Origin of the sequence: Arthrobacter gandavensis, assembly GCF_039528575.1 — a bacterium.
GTDB lineage: Bacteria > Actinomycetota > Actinomycetes > Actinomycetales > Micrococcaceae > Arthrobacter_B > Arthrobacter_B citreus_B.
Genome location: NZ_BAAALV010000008.1, coordinates 117,661 through 133,619, shown reverse-complemented (window position 1 = coordinate 133,619; position 15,959 = coordinate 117,661). Strand labels below are relative to the sequence as shown.

15 protein-coding genes are annotated in these 15,959 nt (G+C 65.6%); 9 read left to right on the top strand and 6 right to left on the bottom strand.

The window, feature by feature from the left end; genetic code table 11:
- Positions 1-634: alpha-amylase family glycosyl hydrolase (locus tag ABFX29_RS16325; RefSeq protein ID WP_346038507.1), on the bottom strand; the 634-nt coding region annotated here is incomplete at its 3' end.
- 269 nt (positions 635-903) lie between these two features.
- On the opposite strand from ABFX29_RS16325, the gene ABFX29_RS16320 reads away from it, so the two are divergent.
- The 3 genes from ABFX29_RS16320 to ABFX29_RS16310 all read left to right on the top strand — a co-directional run bounded on the left by ABFX29_RS16320 (position 904) and on the right by ABFX29_RS16310 (position 4,820).
- Positions 904-2,196 carry a sugar ABC transporter substrate-binding protein gene (locus ABFX29_RS16320; protein ID WP_152229482.1) on the top strand — a complete coding sequence of 431 codons (1,293 nt, stop codon included), beginning with the start codon at positions 904-906 and terminating at the stop codon, positions 2,194-2,196.
- Positions 2,197-2,274: 78 nt separating this feature from the next.
- A complete protein-coding gene (locus tag ABFX29_RS16315) occupies positions 2,275-3,882 on the top strand; it encodes an ABC transporter permease subunit (protein ID WP_152229483.1) in 1,608 nt (535 codons plus the stop codon).
- A complete protein-coding gene (locus ABFX29_RS16310; protein WP_152229484.1) occupies positions 3,879-4,820 on the top strand; it encodes a sugar ABC transporter permease in 942 nt (313 codons plus the stop codon). Before ABFX29_RS16315 ends, ABFX29_RS16310 begins: the two co-directional genes overlap by 4 nt.
- A 7-nt stretch (positions 4,821-4,827) precedes the next feature.
- Here ABFX29_RS16310 and ABFX29_RS16305 read toward each other — a convergent pair whose 3' ends face one another.
- A complete protein-coding gene (locus ABFX29_RS16305) occupies positions 4,828-5,805 on the bottom strand; it encodes an aldo/keto reductase (protein WP_152229582.1) in 978 nt (325 codons plus the stop codon).
- 142 nt (positions 5,806-5,947) lie between these two features.
- On the opposite strand from ABFX29_RS16305, the gene ABFX29_RS16300 reads away from it, so the two are divergent.
- Positions 5,948-6,862: a CHAD domain-containing protein gene (locus tag ABFX29_RS16300; protein WP_152229485.1), complete on the top strand. Its 915-nt coding sequence runs from the start codon at positions 5,948-5,950 to the stop codon at positions 6,860-6,862.
- 21 nt (positions 6,863-6,883) lie between these two features.
- Here the strand turns inward: ABFX29_RS16300 and ABFX29_RS16295 are convergent, their stop codons facing one another.
- A complete protein-coding gene (locus ABFX29_RS16295; protein ID WP_152229486.1) occupies positions 6,884-7,198 on the bottom strand; it encodes an antibiotic biosynthesis monooxygenase family protein in 315 nt (104 codons plus the stop codon).
- Positions 7,199-7,374: 176 nt separating this feature from the next.
- Here ABFX29_RS16295 and ABFX29_RS16290 point away from each other — a divergent pair, with 176 nt between their 5' ends.
- Complete coding sequence (locus ABFX29_RS16290; protein ID WP_152229487.1) at positions 7,375-8,940, top strand: MFS transporter; 1,566 nt, start codon at positions 7,375-7,377, stop codon at positions 8,938-8,940.
- Positions 8,941-8,942: 2 nt separating this feature from the next.
- Here ABFX29_RS16290 and ABFX29_RS16285 read toward each other — a convergent pair whose 3' ends face one another.
- On the bottom strand, positions 8,943-9,989 hold the full coding sequence (locus tag ABFX29_RS16285; RefSeq protein WP_152229488.1) for an LLM class flavin-dependent oxidoreductase: 1,047 nt from the start codon (positions 9,987-9,989) through the stop codon (positions 8,943-8,945).
- 227 nt (positions 9,990-10,216) lie between these two features.
- Between ABFX29_RS16285 and ABFX29_RS16280 the strand changes: the two genes are divergently transcribed.
- Together ABFX29_RS16280 and ABFX29_RS16275 are read left to right on the top strand one after the other, a co-directional pair.
- Positions 10,217-11,293, top strand: a complete 1,077-nt coding sequence (locus ABFX29_RS16280; protein WP_152229489.1) for a lipid II:glycine glycyltransferase FemX — start codon at positions 10,217-10,219, stop codon at positions 11,291-11,293.
- 279 nt (positions 11,294-11,572) lie between these two features.
- A complete protein-coding gene (locus ABFX29_RS16275; protein WP_152229583.1) occupies positions 11,573-13,147 on the top strand; it encodes a threonine/serine exporter family protein in 1,575 nt (524 codons plus the stop codon).
- Between the two features lie 9 nt (positions 13,148-13,156).
- Here the strand turns inward: ABFX29_RS16275 and ABFX29_RS16270 are convergent, their stop codons facing one another.
- Both ABFX29_RS16270 and ABFX29_RS16265 read right to left on the bottom strand, forming a co-directional pair.
- Entirely contained in the window at positions 13,157-14,002 is an 846-nt protein-coding gene (locus ABFX29_RS16270; RefSeq protein WP_152229490.1) for a siderophore-interacting protein, read from the bottom strand.
- Positions 14,003-14,034: 32 nt separating this feature from the next.
- Positions 14,035-14,817: a uracil-DNA glycosylase gene (locus ABFX29_RS16265; protein ID WP_152229491.1), complete on the bottom strand. Its 783-nt coding sequence runs from the start codon at positions 14,815-14,817 to the stop codon at positions 14,035-14,037.
- A 167-nt stretch (positions 14,818-14,984) separates the two neighbouring features.
- Here ABFX29_RS16265 and ABFX29_RS16260 point away from each other — a divergent pair, with 167 nt between their 5' ends.
- Positions 14,985-15,293, top strand: coding sequence for a DUF3263 domain-containing protein (locus ABFX29_RS16260; protein WP_152229492.1), 309 nt, complete (start codon positions 14,985-14,987; stop codon positions 15,291-15,293).
- Between the two features lie 36 nt (positions 15,294-15,329).
- Entirely contained in the window at positions 15,330-15,932 is a 603-nt protein-coding gene (locus tag ABFX29_RS16255) for a LytR C-terminal domain-containing protein (protein ID WP_152229493.1), read from the top strand.
- Positions 15,933-15,959 lie beyond the last annotated feature (27 nt).

Sequence of the window (15,959 nt, the reverse complement as noted above, 5' to 3'; positions counted from 1 at the left end):
GGACGGCGGGGTTGTCCCAGTTGAAGTCGGGCTGGGAGGAGTCAAAGAGGTGCAGGTACCACTGTCCGGGGGTGCCGTCGGGGTTGGTGGTGCGGGTCCAGGCGGGGCCGCCGAAGTGGGACTGCCAGTTGTTGGGCGGGTTTTCGCCGTGTTCGCCGGTGCCGTCGCGGAAGATGAACATGTCCCGGGCGGGGGAGTTCTCGGGTGCGGTGAGGGCGGCTTGGAAGAGGGGGTGGGCGTCGGAGCAGTGGTTGGGGACGAGGTCCACGATGACGCGGATGCCGTGGTTTTTGGCGGTGGCGACGAGGTTGTCGAAGTCTTCCAGGGTGCCGAAGAGGGGGTCGACGTCGCAGTAGTCGGCGACGTCGTAGCCGGCGTCTTTTTGGGGGGAGACGTAGAAGGGGGAGAGCCAGATCGCGTCGATGTCCAGTTCGGCCAGGGTGGGGATTTCGGCGGTGATGCCGGGCAGGTCGCCGATGCCGTCGCCGCGCAGGTCGCGGAAGGAGCGGGGGTAGATCTGGTAGATCACCGAGGACCGCCACCACTGCTGTTCCCGGTCGGGGGAAGCATCATGGACCGGAACCAGGGCGGCACCGGGAAGCTGGGCGGAGGGGACTGCGATAGTGCTGAGCATGCCTTGCATCCTAAAGGACTGACCCGAGCCGAATGCAAACGCTTCCACAACATGACCAAACATGTCCCGGAACACTTTTGGCCCGGTGTGGCCTGTACAGATGCCGTTTCCCGCGGCCGGAGAGAGGGTCGCAAAAATACCTTCAGTGTGTGACTGGACGCACACTGCGCACACGCTTACACTTGCGTCCATGCCATGGTCCGGGTCACGGGCGGGCACCAATTACCTCCCCGGTATGCCGGGGGCCTGAACATAGAAGAGGTACACCAATGAAGGTGCGCACAACGGGTACGGCGGGCTTTGGCCGCCGTACCTTTACTCTCGGTGCCGTGTCGGTCACCGCTGCCCTGGTCCTCACCGCCTGCGGCGGCGGCTCCGATACCGGCGAAGGAGCCGAATCGAGCGACCTCGCCTCCGGCGGAGCCACCACGCTGACCATGTGGGTGGATGCCGAGCGCTCACCCGCGCTCACCGCTGTCACCGAACAGTTCAAGGAAGATACCGGCATTGAGGTCAAGCTGGTAACCAAGGACTTCCAGCAGGTTTCGGACGACTTCATTACCCAGGTCCCCACGGGCAAGGGCCCGGACCTGATCGTGGGACCGCACGACTGGCTGGGCAAGTTCGTCCAGAACGGCGTTGTGGCTCCGATCGAACTCGGAGACAAGGCCGCCCAGTTCCAGGACAGTGCCGTCAAGGCCATGACCTATGAGGGCAACACCTACGGCGTGCCCTACTCGATCGAGAACATTGGCCTGCTGAGGAACACGGACATTGTTTCCGAACCGGCAGCCACCATGGACGAAGTGATCGCCAACGGCAAGGCGGCCGTGGCCGAAGGAAAGGCCGAGTTCCCGTTCCTGGTCCAGATGGACCCCAAGCAGGGCGACCCGTACCACCTGTACCCGCTGCAGACTTCCATGGGTGTTCCGGTCTTCGGCACGGATGAGTCCGGCAGCTACGATGCTTCGAAGCTTGAACTGGGCAATCCCGGCGGCGTTGAATTCGCTGAGAAGCTGGTGGCGTGGGGGGATTCAGGCGAGCGCATCTTCAACTCCAGCATCACGGCGGACATTGCCAAGGAGAAGTTCAACGCCGGTGCGTCCCCGTACCTGCTCACCGGCCCCTGGAATGTTCCCGACGCCGTGGACGCCGGCATCAACCTGGCCGTCGATCCGCTGCCCACCGCGGGCGATTCCCCGGCCCAGCCCTTCGTGGGCGTCAACGGCTTCTTCATCAGCGCCAAGAGCCAGAACGCCCTTGCCGCCAACGAGTTCGCCCTGAACTACCTCACCACCGAAGCAGTCCAGGACTCCATGTTCGACGCCGGCGGACGTCCGCCGGCCCTGACCGCCTCCTTCGACAAGGCAGCCTCGGACCCGATCGTTGCCGCCTTCGGTGAAATCGGCGCCAACGGCGTTCCGATGCCGGCCATCCCGGAAATGGAAGCCGTCTGGGCTGACTGGGGAGGCACGCAGCTCGCCCTCATCAAGGGAGAAGCAGACCCGGCGACCGCCTGGCCCACCATGGTCTCCAACATCGAATCCAAGATCAGCAAGTAGCGGCACCAACCAAGCCCGCAGGCGCTTGAGTGGCCCGGATGGTTGATGCTCCATCCGGGCCACTCGTAGGAGAACATCATGGCCGTTTCAACGGACACAGCCGTCCGACCTGTTAACCCCGCACCCGCCAAGGCGCCCCGCCGCAGTCCTGACTCGCTGGCCGGAACCCTGGCGAAGATCGTGCTGCTCGGACTCGTGGACGCCTTTGCCGTCTACGTCCTGATCGCACTGTTCCTCAATGAGGAGTGGGTGGTGCTCGCCGTAGCATCGGCGGTCACCCTGGTCATCAACTGGATCTACCTGCGCCGCGGCGGCCTGCCCGCCAAGTACCTTGCACCGGGCGTGCTGTTCCTGCTGATCTTCCAGGTGTTCGTCGTCGTTTACAGCGGCTACGTGGCCTTCACCAACTACGGCGACGGGCACAACAGCACCAAGGACGACGCCGTCGCCGCCATCTCCCTGACCGCGCAGCAGCGGGTGCCTGATTCGCCGGCCTATGCCGTATCCGTCCTGGAACAGGGCAGTGAGCTGTTCCTGCTGGTCACGGATCCGGACGGAGGCATCCAGCTGGGCGGCGCTGAAATGCCGCTGGAAGAGGTCGCAGATGCCCAAACGGACAGCACCGGGAAAGCCACCGGCGTCGAGGGGTATGAAACCCTCGCCTTCAACGACCTGCTGAACCGCCAGGCCGAAATCCTGGCACTGAAGGTTCCCTTCTCCGAAGACCTCGACGACGGCACCTTGGCCACCGCCGACGGATCCAACGCCTACGTCTACAAGCCGGTACTGGTCTACGACGAGGCAGCTGACACCTTCACCAATTCCGAAACCGGCACGGTCTACCGGGACGGGGGCGAGGGGTCCTTCGTCTCGCAGGACGGGGAGCGGCTGGCCACCGGCTGGAAGATCAACGTGGGCTTCGAGAACTTCCAGCGCGCCGTCACCGATCCGGAACTGCGCGGCCCGCTCCTGAGCGTGATCGGCTGGACCTTCACTTTCGCCGTCGCATCCGTGGCGCTGTGCTTCGGACTCGGACTCTTCCTGGCCATCACCTTCAACCACCCCACTCTCCGGGGCAAGAAGGTATACCGCGTTCTGATGATCATGCCGTACGCCTTCCCGGCGTTCCTGGCTGGCCTGGTCTGGTCCGGGATGCTCAACCAGGAATTCGGGTTCATCAACGGCACGTTCTTCGGCGGGGCTTCAATACCCTGGTTGAACGATCCCTGGCTGGCGAAGGCCAGCGTGCTGCTGGTCAACACCTGGCTTGGTTTCCCGTACATGTTCCTGGTCTGCACCGGGGCCCTGCAGTCGCTTCCGGAGGAAGTCAACGAAGCGGCCAGGATGGACGGTGCCGGAGCCTGGCGGATCTTCCGCTCCATCAAGCTCCCGCTGCTGCTGGTCTCCACGGCGCCGCTGCTGATCTCAACATTCGCGTTCAACTTCAACAACTTCAACGTGATCTTCATGCTCACCGGAGGCGGCCCCCGCTTCCCGGGAACCAGCCAGGACATCGGTGCCACCGACCTGCTGATCACCGTGGTGTACAAGGTGGCCTTTGGCCAGGGCACCGGCCGTGATTACGGGCTGGCCAGCGCCCTGGCAATCCTGATCTTCATCATCGTGGCCGTTATCTCCGCCGTCAGCTTCAGGCAGACCAAGTCGCTGGAAGAAGTGAACTCATGAGTACCTCCACCGCCCTCCCTCCCCGTCCCGCGGCAGGAACCGCCGGAACCCCCGGCACCCCTTCGCTGCCGGTGCGGCGCCGCAGCTTCGGCGCCTGGTTCAAGGACACCGGCTGGCGGCACCTGGTTGGGCTCTTCATGACTGCCTTCGCCCTGCTGCCGCTGGCCTACGTGCTTTCGGCGGCACTGAGCCCCACCGGAACGCTGGTAGCCTCCAGCGGCCTGTTCCGCGACATCGGGTTCGACAACTTCCAGGCACTGTTCACGGATCCGCAGAAACCGTTTGCCCGCTGGTTCCTGAACACGCTGGTGATCGGCCTGGTCACCAGCGCCTCCACGGTCTTCCTGGGCGCACTGGCAGCCTACTGCTTCTCCCGGATGCGCTTCACCGGCCGGCGCATGGGCCTGCTGAGCCTCCTGCTGCTGCAGATGTTCCCGCAGATGCTGGGTGTGGTGGCGATCTTCCTGCTGCTTTCGGAAATCTCCGACATCGTTCCGTGGCTCGGGCTGGGCAGCCAGCTGGGCCTGATCATGGTGTACCTGGGCGGAGCGCTCGGTGTGAACACCTACCTGATGTACGGGTTCTTCAACACGGTCCCCAAGACCCTGGACGAGGCAGCGAGGATCGACGGTGCGGGCCACTTCCAGATCTTCTTCACCATCATCCTGCGGCTGGTCACGCCCATCCTGGCCATCGTGGGCCTGCTGACCTTCATCACCACCACGGGGGAGTTTATGATCGCCTCCATTGTCCTCAACGATCCGGACACCCAGACGCTCGCCGTCGGACTCTATTCCTTCGTGGGGGACAACCAGTCCCGGACCTGGGGCGTGTTCTCCGCCGGAGCAGTGCTCGCCGCGCTGCCGGTGATGGCGCTGTTCCTGTTCCTTCAGCGCTACATCGCCTCCGGCCTGGTGGCCGGCGCGGTGAAGGGCTAGCAGCGCTTCAGAAACCGACGACGCCGTGCGGCACGTAGTGCTCTGAGAGCAGTGCGTTGTCCTCGGCGGTGAGCTCCAGGTCCAGGGCGGCGGCGTCGTCATCCAGCTGGGCCATCGAGGTGACGCCGATCAGGGCAGCGGTGACCACCGGGTGGTCCAGCACCCATGCGATAGCCGTCCGTGCCCGGGAAGTACCGTGCGCCTGGGCGACGGTTCCCAGTGCGTCGACGATCCGGCGGTCGGTTTGCTCATGGGCTCCGTACATGGCGTCGGCCAGGGAATCGTGCCCCCGCCGAAGGCTCTCCTCATGCCAGGGCCGTGCAAGGCGGCCGCGGGCCAGGGGGCTGTAGGCCAGCACGCCGACGCCTTCTTCGAGGCAGAGCGGATACATTTCCCGTTCCTCCTCGCGGTAAATCAGGTTGTAGTGGTCCTGCATGCTCACGAAGGGCGCCCATCCGTGAGCCCGCTGCAGCGCCAGCGCCTTGGCGAACTGCCAGGCGTAGGTTGTGGATGCCCCCGCGTAGCGGACCTTGCCGTCCCGCACCAGCTGGTCAAGGGTGGAGAGGGTCTCTTCCAGGGGGGTGGAGCTGTCCCAGCGATGAATCTGCAGGAGGTCAATGTAGTCGGTGCCCAGCCGGCGCAGTGATTCCTCCACCTGCCAGAGGATGTGCTTGCGGGACAGGCCCCAGCCGTTAGGGCCCGGGGCCATCTCCCCATGCACTTTGGTGGCAATGACGACTTCTTCCCTGCGGGCGTACTCCCGCAGTGCCACCCCCAGGATCCGTTCGCTGTCACCGGCGGAATAGACGTTCGCGGTGTCAAAGAGGTTGATGCCCAGTTCCAGCGCCCGGCGGATCAACGCCTTGGAATCGTCCTCCCGAAGCGTCCAGGAATGGGCACCCCGGGCGGGGTCCCCAAAGCTCAGGCAGCCCAGGCCGATGGCCGAAACGGTTGCCCCGGAACGGCCAAGCTTCACGTAGCGCATCGAGTTCATGGACCTGGCCTCCACAAGCGGTAGGGCGGCGGGTGTCCGGCTCTCGGGGCCGGTACAGCCGATGCTACGGCGGTGCCCCTCTCCGGGTACAGGGGGCCTGCCCGGCACAGGGCGGCCCGACCTATACTGAGCCATGGCTTCCGCGACCGACCTCCCGTCCGCGCCCCCGGTGGGGGAAGGCAGCACCGCGGGAGAGGTCCTGCTGGCCTACCTCTCGGAGCAGTACGCGGAGATGCTGCGGCAGGAGCAGCGGCTGCGCGAGGGGGAAACCGATGCCATCCACAAGATGAGGGTCAGTACGCGCCGGCTCCGATCCGTCCTCTCCAGTTACCGCAGGATCCTTCCGCCTGAGCCCGCCGGCCGGATCCGCGGGGAACTCAGGTGGCTGTCCCAGGTGCTGGGCGCTGCGCGGGATGCGCAGGTGATGCGCCACCGCCTGCAGGCACTGGTGGCTGCCCAGCCCGGTGAGCTGGTGAGGGGCCCGGTGTCCGCACGGATCGATGCGGAGCTTTTGGGCCGGTACGACGATGCGCTGGCCGTGATCCGCACCGAGCTGGACGCTGGACGCTACGCGGGCCTGGTCCAGGACCTTGGCGGCCTGGCAGCGGAACCGCAGTTCACCGGGCCGGCGGGCAAACCTGCGCGAAAGGTGGGCAGGCGGCTAATCCGCCGCGACCTGCGCAGGCTGCGGAACCGTGTCCGGGAAGCCAAACGGGAGCCCGACGACGCGCGGCGGGCTGAGGTTTTCCACGAAGCGCGGAAGGACGCCAAGCGGCTGCGCTATGCCGCGGAAGCATACGTGCCGGTGGCCGGCCCCCGGGCTGCGGCGATGGTGGCGGCCGCTGAAAGTGTCCAGAAGGCACTGGGGGAACACCAGGACAGTGTTGTTACCCGCCAAATGCTGGCAAGGCTCGGTGCCCGTCCCGGACGCGGGGGCAGCGGCTTCACATACGGCCGGCTGCACGCCCTCGAGGAACAGCAGGCCCGGGCGGCGGAGAAGGATTTCCGCCGTCTTTGGAAAGGGTTTGCAGGGGCGCACGGCTGGTAAGGGGCGCCCCTGCATGAACGGTTAGCCGGCGCTGGGAGCAGCTGTGTCCTTGATGACGGTGTAGGAAGCCACCGCATTGGGTGCCTGCATGCCGGGCGCCTGGTCGTCCGAGTGCGAAGCCTTGAACGAATCCGACTTCAGCCAGGCCATGAAGCTCTCCTTTGAATCGAACTCCATGGTGGAGAGGTAGGTGTTGGAGGCGCCTTCGGGGCGCATCAGCGTGCTGCGGCCGAGTCCCGGAACGCCTTCCAGGTGCGCCATGCTGTCGATGAAGGCTTTTTCGAACCCCTCGGCCGTGTCGGGTGTGATGTCCAGGGTGTTTACAACTACGTACATTTGGGACTTCCTTTCGGGGCAGGCATCTCGGCGCCGGCCATTTTGGTGACACGATGTCAGGATACTCCCGCCGCGGTCGTGCTCTGGACGCCGCAGGCCGCGCGGACCTACCCTGCCAGTGAGGCGCTCGCGGGGCCCACCCCGACGGGGAGCGCCGCCACCGACGGAGGAATCCGATGGAATCTCCCTGGGCGCCCCTGCGAAACCGATGGTTCCTTATCCTCTGGCTGGCTCAGCTTGGATCCAACGTCGGCAGCTGGATGCAAACCGTCGGGGCGCAGTGGTATCTCGTGGAGCGTGGAGCCAGCCCTGTGCTGGTTTCACTGGTGCAGTCGGCCTCGCTGGCTCCGGCACTGCTGCTGGGCCTCGTGGCAGGTGTCCTGGCTGATGCGTTCAACCGCAGGAGACTGATCCTGGGGAGCAACCTGTTCGCTGCCGGCGCCGGGTGCCTGCTTACCGCCATTACCGCACTGGGCCTGCTGGGACCGGATTCCCTGCTGCTCTACACCTTCCTGATCGGATGCGGTGTCGCGCTGAGTTCACCGGCCTGGCAGGCCGTGACTCCCTCGCTCGTTCCCCGCGGGCAGATTAGGTCGGCGTCCGCGCTGGGATCCGTGGCAGTCAACGCGGCCCGGGCAGTGGGGCCGGCACTTGGCGGAGTACTCGTCTCAGCCGCCGGACCGGCCTTCGTCTTCGGGCTCAACGCGCTGTCCTTCCTCGGAACGGCGCTGGCGGTCTTTCTGTGGCGCAGTGCACCGCAAAGTCCCGAGGACCGTGAACACCTGGGCGAAGCGCTGGCAGCCGGCATGCGCTACATTCGGGCAGCACCGAGGATCCGCCGCATCCTGCTGCGCTGCATCCTCTTTCTGGTTCCGGCCAGTGCCCTCTACGCGCTGCTTCCCGTTGCGGTGAACGGGCACCTGGGCCTTGGCTCCTCCGGCTACGGACTGCTGCTGGGAGCGCTGGGAGGCGGGGCCATCCTAGGTGTTGCCCTCCTGTCTCCAACCCGCAGGCTGCTGGGGGACACCGCACTGCTGGGGGCGTCCGCCGCCGTCTTCGGCGTGGCAGTGTTTTCCGCGGGATACCTGCCGCCCGTTCCGCTGGGAATCCTGCTGGTTCTGGCGGGCATGGCCTGGATCAACACGCTCTCCACCCTGAACAGCGCCATGCAGCTCACGCTGCCTGAATGGGTTCGTGCGCGGGGCCTCGCCGTGTACCTGATGGTGCTCACCGGAACGCAGGCGCTCGGATCGGTGCTGTGGGGCTCGCTGGCCACAGCGTTCGGATACGCACCGGTGCTGGCCGGTGCCGCCGTCGTGCTCCTGCTGGTTGCCGCCAGCGTTGTGCCGCTGCCGCTGCTGCCGGGCACCGGAAAACTGGACCGCAGTGTTCCCGAACCGGAGCTGGGGCTGGAGGTCGAATCCGAACCGGACCCGGGGGCCGGACCCGTGACCGTTCTGGTGGCGTACGAGCTGGACCCGGAGCAAGCGTCGGAGTTTGTGGAAGCTATGCGTGAAGTGAAGCTCTCCCGGCTGCGCACCGGGGCGACAACGTGGGAACTGGTGCACTCGGTCACTGATTCAAGCCAGTTCCGGGAGATCTATGACGTGCCCACGTGGCGGGAGTACATGCGCCAGGAACACCAGCGGCTAACCGGCGCAGACCGGCAGAACCTTGAACGAGCCGCTGCCCTGGCGCGGGAGGAACCGAGCCTTCGCTGGTTCCTCCCGGCTGATGCCTAGCCTTAGTCCTCGTCTGCCGCCAGGGCGGCGCGTACCGCCGGAGCCACCTGGGTGCCGTAAAGCTCGATGCACTTCATCAGGTTCTCGTGCGGCAGGGTTCCCAGGCTGTACTTCAGGTCGAAGCGTGAGAGTTCCAGTGTGCGGGCTGTCCGGATGATCTTGTCCGCGACCGTCTCGGGTGAGCCGATGAACAGGGCTCCTTCAGGGCCCGCTCCGGCCTCGTACTCGGCACGGGAGACGGGCGGCCAGCCGCGCTCGCGGCCAATGCGGTTCTGCATCTGCGCGTAGTGCGGCCAGGCTTCATCCAGCGCCTGCTCGTCCGTGGCGGCCACGTAGCCGGGGGAGTGGGCGCCAATGGGCAGGGCGGGCTTGCCGAACTCCTTGAGCGCCCGCTTGTAGAGCGAAACGAACGGGGTGAACCGTGCCGGTTCACCGCCGATGATGGCCAGCATCAGCGGCAGGCCGTAATGTGCGGCCCGCACCACGGACTGAGGCGTGCCGCCAACGGCGATCCAGGTGGGAATCCGGCCGTCCTGCGTAGGCGGGTAGACCTGCACGCCGCGCAGCGGAGGCCGGATGCTCCCCTCCCACGTGACGGGTTCTTCACGCAGGAGCTGGGTGAACAGGTCCAGCTTCTCCTCGAAGAGCACTTCGTACTCGGACAGGTCGAAGCCGAAAAGCGGGAAGGACTCGGTGAAGGATCCCCGTCCCAGGATGACCTCTGCCCGCCCGTTGGAGACCGCGTCCAGGGTGGCGAAGCGTTCGTAGACGCGGATCGGATCATCGGAGGAAAGCACCGTCACTGCGGAGCCAAGCCGGATGCGGCCGGTCTGGCCGGCAATCGCTGCCAGCACTGTTTCCGGCGAGGACACCGCGTAGTCGTCCCGGTGGTGTTCGCCGATCCCGATGAAGTCCAGCCCCACCGAATCCGCCAGCACTGCCTCGGCAACCACGTTGCGGATGACCTCAGGCATGGGGAGGTTCGTTCCGTCCTCGTTCTGTGTCACGTCTCCAAACGTGTCCAGTCCCAGTTCAATGTGCTGTGCCACTCAAGTCCGCCTTCGTCGTCGTACATATGCGTATGCATCTATTGTTGCGCACAACCGCGGCGTGGCGCGGACTATTCCCCCGCCGCGCGCCCCGCTGGTCACCGGCGCGCCGGGCGGGGTCCGTTCAGGGTGCGGGCACCCGGCGGATAGACTTGGAAACGGCCCGGAGCCGGTGCTCCGTGCGGGGGCGGAATAATGATCCACCAACGAGGACTAGTTGAGGAATTTTGCGAGACTTTAGTGCACGCCTGGCCACCGCTGACGAGGTTGCGGACTGGGACAAACTGGTCCAGTCCAATCCCAACGGCGGCAACGTACTGCAGTCCGCTGCCTACGCTGAGGTCAAGTCCCATCACGGCTGGAACCCCATCCATGTGGTCCTCAGCTGCCCGGAGTACACCTCGTACAACCTGGTCATCGAGAAGAAGGTCCCGCTGCTCGGCAGCCTCTGGTACCTGATCAAGGGGCCCGACGCCGCCGCTGCGGAAGACGTGTCGGCCATGGCACAGGCACTGGGCCGGTTCATCAAGCAAACGCGGCGCCGCGTCTTCGCACTGAAGGTCGAACCGGACATCGTGGACAGCGAAGAGGTCCGGGAACTCTTCACCTCCGCCGGGTTCGTCAAGACGTTCAACCTGCAGCCCAACGATTCCACCGCACTGCTGGACACCACCCCGGACACTGAGCAGATCCTGAAGAATATCTCTTCCCGCGCCCGCAACGCCGTCCGCCGGGCCATCCGCGAAGGCGCCGACGTGCGCCGGGTGGATCCCACCGAAGAAAACATGCGGACCATGTACAAGCTCATGAGCCACATCGAGGACCGCTCGGATGCCCGGATGCGCTCCTACGAGTATTACCACCGGTTCTGGTCCAACTTTGTGGACGCCGGCCAGGGCCGCTTCTACTTCGCCTTCGACGAGGACGGCGAACCCAATGTTGGCGCGTTCGTCATCGCGTACGGGAAAAAGGGAACCTACAAGGACGGCGGATCCAAGCCCCGCCGAAATCAGTACGGGGACTCCCATCTGGTGCAGTGGACCGCCCTGACCGAGCTCAAGGAAGACTTCGGGATCGAGGAATACGATTTCTGCGGCACTCCGCCCAGCAGTGAACTGAAGAACAAGGAACACCCGCACCACGGACTGGGCCTGTTCAAAACCAGCTTCTCCAAGACCGTCACGGATTTCACCGGCTGCTGGGACGTGGTGCTGGATCCGCTTCGCTACCGGATGTGGAACACCATCGGAGAACGCGTGACGCGCCAGGTTTACTGGCGGCGCCACCACCAGCCGTTCTACTAAACCAGACCCACTAGGAGGGAAGCAGGGGTGGAAACCGTGGATAACGACGACGACCGCCGCAGGCCTGCGCCCACACCGGAGCCTGTGGCTGGATTAATTCCCATCATCAAGGTGCCCCAGCGCGGGGACGGCGAGGGCCGCCCGCGCTCCGGCCCCGCTCCGGTTCAGGAGGTAGCCGGGGCAGCGGCTGAGGCCACACCCCTGCCTGCCGTTCCCGGCCCGGGCGGACTGCGGAGCACGAAGCCCAAACCGCCGCCAGCCACGTCCTCGGTGCCTCGCATGCCCAGGGGAAGTAAAGCGGCCGCTGCCCGCAAAGCCGCCGCGGCGGGCCAGCCCGGACGCCCGGTTCAGGGAACCGCTCCGCGTACGGGCAAGCCGCGTGCGCGGAAGACGAATCCGCGCCAGCACAGTCCCTCAGCAGCCCAGCGGGCTGATTCCTCCTCCGCTGCCGCACGGCGCGTGCTCAAGCGGCTGGTGCAGGGCGAAGCCCCGCCCACGCAGGCTATGTCCATTGTCGAACGGCTGGCAGGCAGCCCGTATGCCAACCCGCGGGTCCGTTCCGGCGGGCCCGACGCAAGCGCCCGCAAGACCCTTGACCTGGCGCTGGGCATGGCCGAAACCATGTTCCGGTACGGCGCCGGTGCGCTGGAGGTCGAAACGGCGATGATCGCCGTCACTGCTGCGTACGGGCTGGAAAACATCGAGGTGGACATCACCAACCAGTCTGTCCTGCTCAATTACTCGCCCAAGGACCAGACCCCCATCACCGTGATGCGGGTTGTCCGGTCCTGGACCAACAACTACGCAGGGCTGGCACTGGTGCACCGGCTGGTCACGGACATTGTGGACGGCAACGTTTCCCGAGCTGAAGCTTCGCAGCAGCTCAATGCAATCGTGCACCGGCCCAAGCCCTTCCCTCGCTGGGCCGTTACGGCTTCAGCCGGACTATTCGCAGCAGCCATCGTCGCCTTCATAGGCGGGAGTCCGCTGGGTTCCGCTGTTGGATTCGCCAGCACCATTCTGGTCAGCCTGCTCCAGCGGGTGCTGGGCCGCTGGCGCGTTCCGGACTTCTTCACCACGGCCGCCAGCGGCTTCCTGGTGACGGCCCTGGCCATGCTGTTCTGGTGGCTGGACGCCACTGATGCCGCTGACCTGGATATTGCTCCCGGAATCGTGGTGGCAGGAGGGATCCTGCTAATGCTGCCCACCGGGCGCCTGGTATCCGCGGTGCAGGATGCCATCAACGGCTTCCCGGTCACTGCGGCAGGGCGTTTCCTCTCCGCGTTCCTGACCTTCGGCGCGATAGTGGCCGGAATCGCCGTCGCGCTTGTAGTTGGCGCACTGGTGGGGATGCCGAGGCTGGAAGTAACAGAGGTGCTGCCTTCGCCGTATCCCTTTGCGGTGACCTTGCTGATGCTTGCCGTTGCCCTGGCCACTATCAGCATCACGGAACAGTCTCCAGCCAACCTGGTGCTGCCCACAGTGCTCATCGGTGTGGGCGGCTTCCTGGTGTCCGTGGCCTCGGAAGCAGCGGGAATCGGGCCCAGGCTTACGCCGGCGATCGCCGCGATCGTGATCGGAATGGCGTCCCGGATCGTGGCCCTGCGCATGGGCGCGCCCCAGCTGGTGATTGCCGTTCCGGCGATCTTGTTCCTCTTCCCGGGATTGAGCATCTTCCGCTCGATGTACGGGCTGAGTATTGGCCTTGACGATATTTCCGGCGGGGTAATCGGCCTGTTCAACGCCCTCACAGTCATCCTGGCGATCGCCGGGGGAGTGGTGTTTGGTGACAACCTGGCCAGGCCGCTGACCCGGAACCTGAACGGGAACGACCGCCGCAACCGCCGCCGCTAGGCTGCTGGCCTAGAGGATCTTGCCGACAGGAGTCCGCTTCTCAGCCTGGAAGGCATCCTCGGTGCGCCCTGCGGCCCAGTATCCCGAGAGTGAGACGGCGGCGCGTTCAAGCTTATGCCGGGTGAAGAATATATCCCGCAGGCCCTTCATGGCCTCACGCTCACCATGGGCAAAGACCTGGACTTCACCGGCGTGCCAGGGCAGCGCGTCGAGCGCGGCAACCAGCAGCCGGCCGGATGGCTCGCCTGCACCGCGGTACAGCCATGTCACTACGACTCCCTTGGGGGCTTTCAGGGGAAGTTCGTCCTGCGGACCTTCCACCTCAATGAAGGCATGGCCAACGGCGTCGTCCCCCAGGGCTTCGAGGCTGGCGGCGGTGGCCGGCAGGGCGGACTCGTCAGCAGCGAAGAGGTACCAGTCGGCGTTCGGATCCGGGGCATAGCCTCCGCCCGGCCCCCCGAAGGTAAGAACGTCTCCAGGCTTGGCGGAATTAGCCCAGGGGCCGGCGAGTCCTTCGTCTCCGTGGACCACAAAGTCCATGGCCAGTTCCCGGCGCACCGTGTCCACCCAGCGGACCGTGTAGGTCCGTGAGACGGGCCAGTCCTCGCGTGCAGTCTGTTCCCGCAGCTCTTCGAGTGAGAGGGACCCGTCCAGGGGTTTGCCGTCGCGGCCGAACCAGATCTTGCAGTAGGAGTCCGTGCTCTGGCTTGGAGTGAAAGTGTCAAAGCCGGGCCCGCCGGCAACAATGCGAACCATGTGGGGTGAGAGTTGTTCGCGGCGCAGCACTGTCATGGTGTGCGTGGGCCGGGCGCGCCGGGCGGGTGCCGGCGTCCGGGTTGCGGGGGCATCAGGCATTGCGGTGTTTCTCCTCGAACGCGGTGGTGGTTCTACCGTACCCCGGGCAATCTCCAGTCGACGGGTGTTGCTCCCTGTTGCACCAGGAGCTCGTTGGCCCGGCTGAACGGGCGGGAGCCGAAGAAACCGCGGGATGCCGAAAGGGGGCTGGGGTGTGCCGATTCAATCCGCGGGCTCTCGCCCAGTAGGGGAGACAGGGACTGCGCCTGGCGCCCCCAGAGGATTGCCACCAGCGGGAGCGGAGAACCGTCCGGACGCCGTCGGGCCGCCAGGGCACGCACGGCACGTTGGGTGACTGGTTCCCAGCCCAGGTTCCGGTGGGAGTTGGCCTGGCCGGCCGTTACGCTCAGCGCCCGGTTAAGCAGCAGCACGCCCTGGCCTGCCCAGGCACTGAGATCCCCGTGGGGTGCCGGTTCAATGCCCAGATCTGCCTTCAGCTCCTTGTAGATGTTGACCAGCGAACGCGGCAGCGGGCGCACCGCAGGGTCAACGGAGAAACTCAGTCCGACGGCGTGGCCCGGTGTGGGGTACGGGTCCTGTCCGATGATCAGCACCTTCACCTGCTCCGCGGGCTGGGTAAACGCCCGGAGGATTTGACCGGGCGGGGGCAGGATCTGCTCTCCGGCGTTGATCCTGCGCTGGAGTTCATCGCCGATGCGGTGGATCCGCTCAGTTTCAGGAGCCAGGATGTTCGCCCAGTCGCTGGCCATGCTGCCGGCCAGGGGGCTGCCGGAAGCGAAGGGGATCGGTTCATCCGCGGGGGCGGCACCGTTGCTGCCGAGGTCAAAGAGGGCCGGTTCATGACTGCTGTTCACTGTTCCAGTCTCCGGGAAGCGGGAGCAGGATCCCAGCCGGCGGGGCGGCGCCGCCTGAATGACAACCGTGTTATTCCGGTTTACGATTGCATAAGGAAGCAGACTCTTGCCTGGACCGTGCCCGCGTGCGCCCGTGTCCGGGCGCACCGGGAAACGGGGACAGTAGATTGGCAGGATCAGCCGAAGCCGAGGCGTTTTCACTCGAAGGCGCGGTCGATCCCCAGAGTCCCCTCAGCGAGCGCGACCAGCAGATGCTCGCCCTCGAGCGCTCCTGGTGGAAGTACTCCGGGGCCAAGGAACAAGCGATCCGCGATCTCTTTGGCATGTCAGCCACAAGCTATTACCAGGTCCTCAACGCCCTGATCGACACCGAGGATGCCCTCGCGCACGATCCCATGCTGGTAAAGCGGCTGCGTAGACTGCGTACTACACGCCAGCGCGCGCGTACAGCCCGCCGCATGGGCACCGACGCCTAGGGCAATTCCCCTTACACAAGGACAGACAACGCAGCCATGAGCCAATACCCCAGGGATGAGTTCGACAAGGTCCCGGAGACCTCGACCCGCCAAGGCGTTCACCGTGAGCGGCTTATTCCGGCGCGCTCCAGCGGAATTGGCCTCATCATCACTGTGGGTGTCCTTGCCCTCTTGGTGGGACTGGCCGCGTATTTCGTGCTCCCGCGGCTGGGAATCGGCGCAGGCAGCAATGCCAGCCCCGCGGTATCAGAATCCAGTGCACCGGCCCCGGAACCGTCGCCGTCCCAGAGCCCGAGTGCCTCACCCACGCCGTCGGCCACTTCGACGCCCACTCCCACCCCGGAGCCGACGCCGGAGGCTCCGGCAGCTGACCGGACACAGCCCGTGGTGGTGCTCAACGCGAGCGGAGTCTCCGGGCTGGGCGCGGGAATTTCCGCCCGAATCGGGGCAGACGGATGGACGACAGCGCAGGTTGGCAACTGGGCGGGTATGCCCATGCAGACCTCGGTGATCTTCTTCAACGGCGAAGCGCAGCGTGCCAATGCCGAAGAGCTCGCAGCCCTGCTGGGAATCGCGACTATTACCGAGTCTCCCGAGTTCAGTTTGGTCACAGTCGTGGCCGGTCCCGGGTTCCGCTAAACCAGCGTGCCGGCCCTTTAGTTAAGA

Excerpts from the sequence above, each read along its gene's own strand:
- ABFX29_RS16320 (WP_152229482.1), top strand. The coding sequence starts at position 904 with ATGAAGGTGCGCACAACGGGTACGGCGGGCTTTGGCCGCCGTACCTTT.
- ABFX29_RS16275 (WP_152229583.1), top strand. The coding sequence starts at position 11,573 with ATGCCCAGGGGAAGTAAAGCGGCCGCTGCCCGCAAAGCCGCCGCGGCG.
- ABFX29_RS16305 (WP_152229582.1), bottom strand. The coding sequence starts at position 5,805 with ATGCGCTACGTGAAGCTTGGCCGTTCCGGGGCAACCGTTTCGGCCATC.
- ABFX29_RS16295 (WP_152229486.1), bottom strand. The coding sequence starts at position 7,198 with ATGTACGTAGTTGTAAACACCCTGGACATCACACCCGACACGGCCGAG.
- ABFX29_RS16255 (WP_152229493.1), top strand. The coding sequence starts at position 15,330 with ATGAGCCAATACCCCAGGGATGAGTTCGACAAGGTCCCGGAGACCTCG.
- ABFX29_RS16290 (WP_152229487.1), top strand. The coding sequence starts at position 7,375 with ATGGAATCTCCCTGGGCGCCCCTGCGAAACCGATGGTTCCTTATCCTC.
- ABFX29_RS16270 (WP_152229490.1), bottom strand. The coding sequence starts at position 14,002 with ATGCCTGATGCCCCCGCAACCCGGACGCCGGCACCCGCCCGGCGCGCC.
- ABFX29_RS16310 (WP_152229484.1), top strand. The coding sequence starts at position 3,879 with ATGAGTACCTCCACCGCCCTCCCTCCCCGTCCCGCGGCAGGAACCGCC.
- ABFX29_RS16315 (WP_152229483.1), top strand. The coding sequence starts at position 2,275 with ATGGCCGTTTCAACGGACACAGCCGTCCGACCTGTTAACCCCGCACCC.
- ABFX29_RS16300 (WP_152229485.1), top strand. The coding sequence starts at position 5,948 with ATGGCTTCCGCGACCGACCTCCCGTCCGCGCCCCCGGTGGGGGAAGGC.